The organism is Granulosicoccus antarcticus IMCC3135, assembly GCF_002215215.1.
Taxonomy (GTDB): Bacteria; Pseudomonadota; Gammaproteobacteria; order Granulosicoccales; family Granulosicoccaceae; genus Granulosicoccus; species Granulosicoccus antarcticus.
In genome coordinates this window covers 6656843-6665305 of sequence record NZ_CP018632.1, presented here as the reverse complement: position 1 = coordinate 6665305, position 8463 = coordinate 6656843, and the positions used below count along the sequence as shown (strand labels likewise).

6 protein-coding genes are annotated in these 8463 nt (G+C 53.0%); 5 read left to right on the top strand and 1 reads right to left on the bottom strand.

Annotation, left to right across the window (positions count from 1 at the left end):
* The first annotated feature begins 8 nt into the window (after nt 1-8).
* From ftsA to lpxC, 3 genes are all read left to right on the top strand, one after another.
* Nucleotides 9-1247, top strand: coding sequence for a cell division protein FtsA (gene ftsA / locus IMCC3135_RS28820; RefSeq protein WP_205738190.1), 1239 nt, complete (start codon nt 9-11; stop codon nt 1245-1247).
* A 150-nt stretch (nt 1248-1397) separates the two neighbouring features.
* Nucleotides 1398-2609: a cell division protein FtsZ gene (gene ftsZ, locus IMCC3135_RS28815; RefSeq protein WP_088920728.1), complete on the top strand. Its 1212-nt coding sequence runs from the start codon at nt 1398-1400 to the stop codon at nt 2607-2609.
* Nucleotides 2610-2892: 283 nt separating this feature from the next.
* Entirely contained in the window at nt 2893-3816 is a 924-nt protein-coding gene (lpxC, locus tag IMCC3135_RS28810; protein WP_088922138.1) for a UDP-3-O-acyl-N-acetylglucosamine deacetylase, read from the top strand.
* A 78-nt stretch (nt 3817-3894) separates the two neighbouring features.
* Here the strand turns inward: lpxC and IMCC3135_RS28805 are convergent, their stop codons facing one another.
* Nucleotides 3895-4389, bottom strand: a complete 495-nt coding sequence (locus IMCC3135_RS28805; protein ID WP_088920727.1) for a DciA family protein — start codon at nt 4387-4389, stop codon at nt 3895-3897.
* Between IMCC3135_RS28805 and IMCC3135_RS28800 the strand changes: the two genes are divergently transcribed.
* Together IMCC3135_RS28800 and secA are read left to right on the top strand one after the other, a co-directional pair.
* Nucleotides 4388-5377, top strand: coding sequence for a M23 family metallopeptidase (locus IMCC3135_RS28800; RefSeq protein ID WP_088920726.1), 990 nt, complete (start codon nt 4388-4390; stop codon nt 5375-5377). The genes IMCC3135_RS28805 and IMCC3135_RS28800 overlap by 2 nt on opposite strands.
* A gap of 173 nt (nt 5378-5550) precedes the next feature.
* The gene (secA, locus tag IMCC3135_RS28795) at nt 5551-8349 is read left to right on the top strand and encodes a preprotein translocase subunit SecA (RefSeq protein WP_088920725.1); all 2799 of its coding nucleotides are present in this window, start codon (nt 5551-5553) and stop codon (nt 8347-8349) included.
* The last annotated feature ends 114 nt before the right edge of the window (nt 8350-8463 follow it).

Genomic DNA, 8463 nt, shown 5'->3' with positions numbered 1-8463 from the left:
AAATCGTGATGGTTGCTACAACACCAGACAAACAGATGATCGTCGGACTGGATATCGGCACGTCGAAGATCGTCGCACTCGTTGCGGAGATCGATGAAAACGACGAGATCGAATTGATCGCGATCGGCTCGCACCCGTCGCAGGGCCTCAAGAAGGGCGTGGTCATCAATATCGAGAGCACTGTCAATGCGATTGGCAAGGCTGTGGAAGAAGCCGAGCGCATGGCTGGCGTCGAGATACGCTCAGTGTTTGCAGGCATTGCAGGCTCCCATATAAAGAGTCTCAACTCGCACGGCATTGTTGCTATCAAGAACTCTGAAGTCGAGCAAGACGATGTGGATCGAGTGGTCGATGCTGCCAGAGCCGTAGCCATCCCTGCAGACCAGAGAATTCTGCATGTATTGCCGCAGGAGTTCATCATTGATAATCAGGACGGTATTCACCAGCCTGTCGGTATGTCCGGTGTACGGCTGGAAGCCAAGGTGCATCTGGTCACAGGTTCCATCAGTGCGTCGCAGAATATTGCCAAGTGCATTCAGCGCTGTAATCTGGAAGTGGAAGATGTCATCCTTGAACAATTGGCATCCAGCCACGCGGTATTGACCGATGATGAACGTGATCTGGGTGTATTGCTGGTAGACATGGGTGGTGGTACAACCGACATTGCCATTTTTACCGAAGGCGCTATTCGCCATACGGCGGTTATCCCCGTCGCCGGTGATCAAGTGACTAACGACATTGCCGTGGCTTTTCGTACACCCACGCAATTTGCTGAAGAGATCAAGGTCAAGTACGCCTGTGCGCTGCGCCAACTGGCAAGCCCGGACGACATGATCGAAGTGCCAGGTGTTGGCGATCGCAATGCGCGCCGCCTGGCAAGACAGACACTTGCGGAAGTCGTAGAGCCGCGATACGAGGAACTGCTGGGACTGGTTCAGAATGAACTCAGGCGCAGCGGCTTTGAAGATGCCTGTGCTGCTGGTGTTGTATTGACCGGAGGGACTTCAAAAATGGAAGGTGTTGTGGAGCTGGCTGAAGAGATTTTTCACATGCCAGTCAGGATAGGAGTACCGCAGCATGTCAATGGACTGTCCGAGGTAACTCGTAACCCGATACATGCAACCGGGATAGGGCTACTGTTGTATGGCCAGCTCAGTCGCAAGACACCGCGTAACAAACCGATAGAAAAAAGCAGTCATGAAGGATTGCTCAAGCAATTTATCGGTTGGATACGACGAAGTTTCTAGCAGACAGGTTTTCAGTAAAGAATTGCAGTTCGATCAGTTTTTCAATGTTTGGCAGTTTTGTAGTATTCGGGAGCGAAAACGGAACAAAGATTCCGATCGCAATGAGAACGTAACAACTTATATATAACTTAAGATTAGGAGAATTTAGAAATGTTTGAACTTGTTGACTCTATCAATGACTCCCCCGTTATCAAGCTGATCGGTGTCGGCGGCGGCGGTAGCAATGCAGTTCAGCACATGGTGCTGTCCGGTATCGAAGGTGTTGATTTTATTTGCGCCAATACAGATGCACAAGCGCTGAAGGGCATGCATGCCCAGACAGTCCTGCACATTGGCCAGAGCATCACTAAAGGTTTGGGTGCTGGCGCCAATCCGGAAATCGGTCGTCAGGCAGCAATGGAAGATCGTGACCGCATCCAGGACCTCATCGAAGGTACTGACATGTTGTTCATCACGGCCGGCATGGGTGGCGGTACAGGTACTGGTGCGATTCCTGTAGTTGCACAGATTGCGCGTGAAATGGGTGTTCTTACAGTGGCTGTTGTCACCAAGCCTTTTCCTTTCGAAGGCAACAAGCGCATGCGTACCGCTGAGCAGGGTATTGAAGAGCTGCGCGGCCACGTTGATTCTCTGATCACTATCCCGAACGAGAAGCTGCTGTCTGTATTGGGCAAGAACATCAGCCTGCTGGATGCATTCAAAGCGGCCAACGATGTTCTGCGCGGAGCAGTGCAAGGTATTGCCGAACTGATCACCAACCCTGGCCTGATCAACGTCGATTTCGCGGACGTTCGTACTGTCATGAGTGAAATGGGTCTGGCAATGATGGGTTCTGGTGTTGGACGCGGTGATGATCGCGCCACTGAAGCCGCAGAAATGGCTATCTCCAGTCCTCTTCTTGAAGATATTGACCTGGCCGGTGCACGCGGTATCCTGGTTAACATTACAGCCGGTCTTGACATGGCTATTGGTGAATTCGAAGAAGTAGGTAACGTGGTTCGTTCTTTTGCCGCAGACGATGCAACTGTTGTTGTCGGTACCGCCATTGACGAGTCGCTTGAAGGTGAGCTGCGCGTAACTGTCGTGGCAACTGGCCTTGGTCAGCACTCCCAGAATCATCAGTTGCGTTCTGTTCAGCAAGCTGTACAGCAACGTTCAACTGTCGGTAGTGGCGGTAACTACGGTCAGGCTGGTGGTGGTAACACTGCGGGCGCGGGACAGTCTCCTTATGCCAGTTATGACAAGCCTTCTGTGATTCGCAAGAATCCACGTGGCGCTGGTCAGGGAACAGGCTCTGGTAATAGTGGCCATGATGTGGAGTACCTCGATATTCCAGCATTTTTACGCCGACAAGCCGACTAAACAGGCATTACACGTCCTTAAGGTTCGCGCAGGACGTCGGTTTATCCAGTAACATTCTCGAGGTTCAAGGGGGTACCCATCCAGGTACTCCCGAGAGCGTTTTAAACTCGCCTCGACAATGGACGCTACCTACTCAGTTTGTCATTCGTGACCGACAGGCATTGTAGATAGCGAGCGGTTTTGATTGCCAATGTCGTTATTGTCTCTTTTAGCCCTGTAAAGTTGGCTGGAAGTGCTATATACAAGAGCAGGCAAGCTTTCCCGGTTGCAGCAGGATTACATCGTGATACGACAAAGAACCTTAAAGAATTCGATTCGTGCAACAGGCGTTGGTCTACACACGGGTAAGAAAATCTACCTGACCTTGAGTCCGGCACCTGTCAATGCGGGCATCGTGTTCCGTCGTACCGATCTTTCACCCGCTGCAGTTATCAAAAATGATGCTCTGGGTGTCAGAACTACTGAACTGGCAACTTCGCTGTACAACAGCGACGGCATCCGCGTATCCACCATCGAGCATCTGATGGCCGCTCTGGCGGGTCTGGGTGTGGACAACTGCAATGTCGACGTCAGTGCCGATGAAATCCCCATCATGGATGGTAGCGCCGCGCCTTTCGTTTTTCTGGTGCAGTCTGCAGGCATTCAGGAGCAGAGTGCTCCCAAGCGTTTCATTCGCATCAAGAAGCCAATAGAAATTCGCGTCGATGACAAATGGGCCCGCTTTGAGCCTTTCAACGGCTTCAAGGTCAAGTTCACCATCGATTTTGATCATCCAGCATTTCGAAGCGACAGTCGTACGACTGAAGTGGATTTTTCCACAACCTCATTCGTCAAGGAAATCAGCCGTGCTCGCACCTTTGGTTTCATGCGCGACATTGAAGAGCTGCGCAAACGTGATCTGGTTCTGGGTGGCAGCATGGAAAACGCCATCGTCCTCGATGACTACCGTGTACTGAATGAAGGTGGCCTGCGTTACAAGAACGAATTCGTACGGCACAAGATTCTGGATGCTATCGGCGACCTGTATCTGTTGGGTCGTAGCCTGATTGGTTCATTCGAAGGCTATAAAGCGGGTCATGCACTTAATAACCTGCTGGTACGTGAGCTTCTCAATCAGCCTCAGTCGTGGGAAGAAGTGGTTTTCGAAGGTGAAAACACCAACATCTCTCCCATTTCCTACATGCAGCCGTCCGAAGCGACTGGCTAGCAGACTGTCTGAAGTCCGCCCGGGATCAAACTGATCTGCTGCGGATAAACTGCTGGGTGGCTTGTATCGAAGAGGGAATCATTTTTCCTCTTTCAGACGAGCTGCCAGTTTCAGCAACTCCTGTCGAAGTCGATCATCGCCTTGTCGAACGATTGATTTTCTGGGCGACAAGTTCGCTCTATAAGCAGGTGCCGCTGGCTCCCCCATCTGATCATCCGCACTGGCCGCCAGCAAGGCGATGCAACGCGCTGCGTTACTGGACGTAGGATTAGCCGTTCTGTGTGTGGTGCGGGCCACCGGTATTTCAGCCGGCATCACATGGAAGCTCATCGTGATCACATCCAGCTTTTGATCACGCATCGCGTCAAGTATCTGCCGTTCGCTGAAGCGTAATTTGGTTATCCAGCCGGCATTATCCACCGTAACCCTCATTCTGCCGCCTTCTATGCGGAAGAACTGAATATGAGCCAGGGTAGTCGCTGGCACAATCCGTGAAATCACCTCCCTAATGTGACGATCTTGCTGCATCGCAGTTCGAGTCGCCCTATCGATCAGGTTGCTGAATGATTTCATGAAAAAAAACTCACCGCTATTTGGTGTCGGTCGGATGCCATTCAAGCTGCGTCTGAGGTTGGCAAGGTTTGCTCTATGGCGATTAAAACACGGTAGGGCGACGACTCAAACTATTTTGCTTGTCTGTCTGGTTGGCGGCAGTGCAGCCGTGGGCTATATGGCAGCAAATCAGGCGAACTGGCAAGCCTCGCCTGTAGCGACGGTTGCGACAACACCCAGGCTGGCGTCTGCCATGGACTCTGGCAACGCAATGGAGTCCATACAGCAAAGAGTTATGGCTGCGGAACTGGGCAAGCTGCAGGCTGAAGTGATGCGCTTGCGGGTCATGTTCTTGCGTCTGGCAGAGCTTGCCGAGTTGAATGATGGTGAGTTCGATCTGGACATGATGTTCAAGCCCGCATTGGATGATCAGGAGGAGCGTGAGTCTTCGAATGAAATGCGTGACAGGCTGTTCCCGGGGCAGGCCAGTTTGCTGGCCAGAGCTGAGGAACCTGTGATCAGCGAGGCCCTGCCGCTTGTAAAACAAGCGCTAGTCCATATTTCGGAACAGTCAGCGAGGATGCTGAGTGTTTTTCGTGAAAGGCGTGAGTCCTTTGATATCCGGGTTTCGGGATTACCTGTTGTCAACGGGCGGGTTAGTTCGCGCTACGGCTATCGTGTGGATCCTTTATCCGGACGTCGCCAATTGCATGCAGGTTTGGACCTGGCCAGTCGCCCGGGCAGCAAGATCATGGCACTGGCAGACGGGATCGTTACCTACTCGGGAAAGAATGGTGGATATGGCAATCTGGTGGAGTTAGAACACGCTGATGGGTTCCGGACACGGTACGCCCACAATAGCCAGTTGCTGGTGCCGCTGGGAGGTCTGGTGAAGAAGGGTCAGTCCATTGCAACCATGGGCTCAACCGGTCGATCGACCGGAACGCACGTACATGTGGAGGTCAGGCACAACGGTCTTACTGTTGATCCACAGCTATACATTCGCTGAAAATGGCGAGCTGCACGGAATGCAGAGACGACTGAAAATGATAATTAATTGTTTCGTGAGTCCTAAGTGCCATAATAAGGAGTCATGCCGCAGGTGGCATGACGTGTATTTAGCATCCGCACCCAGCGCAGATGCACAACCGCAGCCACAGGCTGCCATCAAGGTCCGTATTCATGTTAGCTAATCTGGTCAAGAAAATCGTCGGCAGCAGTAACGATCGCACCGTTAAGCGTCTCACGAAGAACGTCGATGCGATCAACGCTCATGAGGCTGGTATGCAGTCTCTGACCGATGAAGATCTGGCCGCCAAGACTGTCGAATTCAGAGAGAGGATCGCCGCAGGCGCCACTCTGGAGTCCTTGCTGCCTGAGGCCTTTGCGGTCGCTCGGGAAGCGGGCAAGCGTGCTCTGGGCATGCGCCATTTCGATGTTCAGCTTATTGGTGGCATGGTTCTCAACAACAACAAGATCGCCGAGATGCGAACCGGTGAAGGCAAGACGCTGGTAGCCACCTCGGCGGTTTATCTGAATGCACTGGCAGGCAAGGGCGTTCATGTCATCACCGTCAACGACTACCTGGCGCAACGTGATGCCGAGTGGATGACCAAGCTATATGGCTTTCTGGGCCTGAGCGTTGGCATCATCGTTGGTGGTCTGGCCACTGATGCGCGGCGAGCCGCCTATGCCTGTGACATCACTTACGGCACTAACAACGAATTCGGTTTTGACTACCTGCGCGACAACATGGCGCATAGCCCCGATCAGCGTGTACAGCGCGGTCTCAACTACGCCATCATCGATGAAGTGGATTCCATTCTTATCGATGAGGCACGTACACCGCTGATCATCTCGGGTCCTGCAGACGGCGATAGCGCGCTCTACGACAAGCTGGATGCAGTGGTGCCCATTCTGGTACGTGCAGCCGATGAGGAAAGTGAGGGTGACTATTCTGTCGATGAAAAAGGCAAGCAGGTTCACCTGACCGAATCAGGCATGGAGCGAGTCGAAGAGATCCTGACAGAACAGGAAATTCTGGCCGAGAACAGCAGTCTGTACGACTCCACCAATATCGCGGTTCTGCACCATCTGAATGCGGCCCTGCGAGCGCACTCCATTTACCGGAAGGACATTGACTATATTGTCAGTAACGACCAGATCGTCATCGTTGACGAGTTCACCGGTCGTACGATGCCCGGACGTCGTTGGTCGGAAGGTCTGCACCAGGCCATTGAATCCAAGGAGAAAGTGACGATACAGCGCGAAAATCAAACGCTGGCATCCATTACTTTCCAGAATTATTTCCGTCTGTACGAGAAGCTGGCTGGCATGACCGGTACGGCTGATACAGAAGCGTTTGAATTCCAGTCCATCTACGGTCTGGAGGTTGTCGTCATACCTACTCACCGTCCCATGGTGCGTAACGACAAGGCTGACCTTGTCTTCCTGACTCAACGTGAAAAGTACGACGCCATTATCGAAGATATCGAAGATTGCGCCAAGCGGCAGCAGCCGGTACTGGTGGGTACTACCTCCATCGAAACGTCTGAATATCTGTCCGGTTTGCTCAAGCAGAAAGACATCAAGCATGAAGTGCTGAATGCCAAGCAGCACGAACGTGAAGCCAACATCATTGAAAATGCGGGACGACCCGGTGCTGTGACCATCGCTACCAACATGGCAGGTCGTGGTACTGACATCGTGCTGGGTGGCAGTCTGGAAGCTGAATTGTCGGCACTGATTACCGCGGCCGGTGATGCAGCGACTGCCGCAGAGAGCTCTTCATCGATCAAGGGTGAATGGCAAAAACGGCACGATGAGGTCCTGACATCTGGCGGGCTGCATATCATTGGTACAGAGCGGCACGAATCGCGTCGTATCGATAATCAGTTACGTGGTCGATCAGGCCGTCAGGGCGATCCGGGTTCCACTCGTTTCTATCTGTCGCTGGAAGATAGCCTGATGCGCATCTTCGCCAGTGAGCGCGTCAGTAACCTGATGCAGAAACTGGGTATGGAAGAGGGTGAGGCCATCGAGCATCCCTGGGTCACCAAGGCGATCGAGAATGCTCAGCGCAAGGTTGAAGGGCATAACTTCGATATGCGCAAGAACTTGCTCGAATACGATGATGTGGCCAACGATCAACGTAAAGTGGTTTATGAGCAGCGCAATGAGCTCATGGAAACCGAGAACATGCGTGATCTGATTGATGAGCTGCGTGAGGAAATTGTTCCTGACATCATCACACGCTATATTCCACCCAACTCGCTGGAAGAGGTCTGGGATCTGGACGGTCTGCAAGCTGAGCTCAAGAGCATGACCAATCAGGACTTTGATGTGAAAGCCTGGCTGGTGGAAGAGCCTAATTTGCCAGATGAGGACATCACGGTTCGTATCATGGCAGGATTGGTAGAAGACTACGACAACAAGGAGTCGACTGCCGGGGCTGAAGGTCTGCGCAACTTTGAACGATATGTCTCTTTGCAGGCTCTGGATGACAGCTGGAAAGAACATCTGGCCGGTATGGATTACCTGCGTCAGAGCGTCGGCTTGCGCGGTTACGCACAGAAAAACCCGAAGCAGGAATACAAGCGTGAAGCGTTCGAGCTGTTCACCACCATGCTGGGCGAATACAAGGCTCAGGTGGTGACCGTGCTCAGCAAGGTGCAGGTACGCAACCCTGAGCAAGTCGAAGAAGCTCAGGCACAGGCCGAGGAGGCCCGTCAGGCGCCTGCCCAGTCAACCCAGGTCAGTTATGAGCACCGGGAAGTTGCCAGTGCACTGTCCGGTGAGGCAGAAGCTGCGGCAATCGCTGCTGCGGCCGCAGCGCGGGATGCGGCCGTCGACGCTGCTGAAGAAGATGAGGCAGTACCGGCACAACCTGTTCGTCGAGATGAGCCGAAGGTTGGACGTAACGAGCCGTGCCCGTGCGGTTCTGGCAAGAAATACAAGAACTGCCACGGCAAGCTAGCTTGATGATGGGCGGATTGCGGGCCTGTAGAGGCTCGCAATCCGCCAAATAACGGCACGTTGATCACGAGGTTGATCTACCAGTATCCATCAGACAAGACTGTTGCTGCAAAGCATGCT

Excerpts from the sequence above, each read along its gene's own strand:
- ftsA (WP_205738190.1), top strand. The coding sequence starts at position 9 with ATGGTTGCTACAACACCAGACAAACAGATGATCGTCGGACTGGATATC.
- ftsZ (WP_088920728.1), top strand. The coding sequence starts at position 1,398 with ATGTTTGAACTTGTTGACTCTATCAATGACTCCCCCGTTATCAAGCTG.
- IMCC3135_RS28800 (WP_088920726.1), top strand. The coding sequence starts at position 4,388 with ATGAAAAAAAACTCACCGCTATTTGGTGTCGGTCGGATGCCATTCAAG.
- IMCC3135_RS28805 (WP_088920727.1), bottom strand. The coding sequence starts at position 4,389 with ATGAAATCATTCAGCAACCTGATCGATAGGGCGACTCGAACTGCGATG.
- secA (WP_088920725.1), top strand. The coding sequence starts at position 5,551 with ATGTTAGCTAATCTGGTCAAGAAAATCGTCGGCAGCAGTAACGATCGC.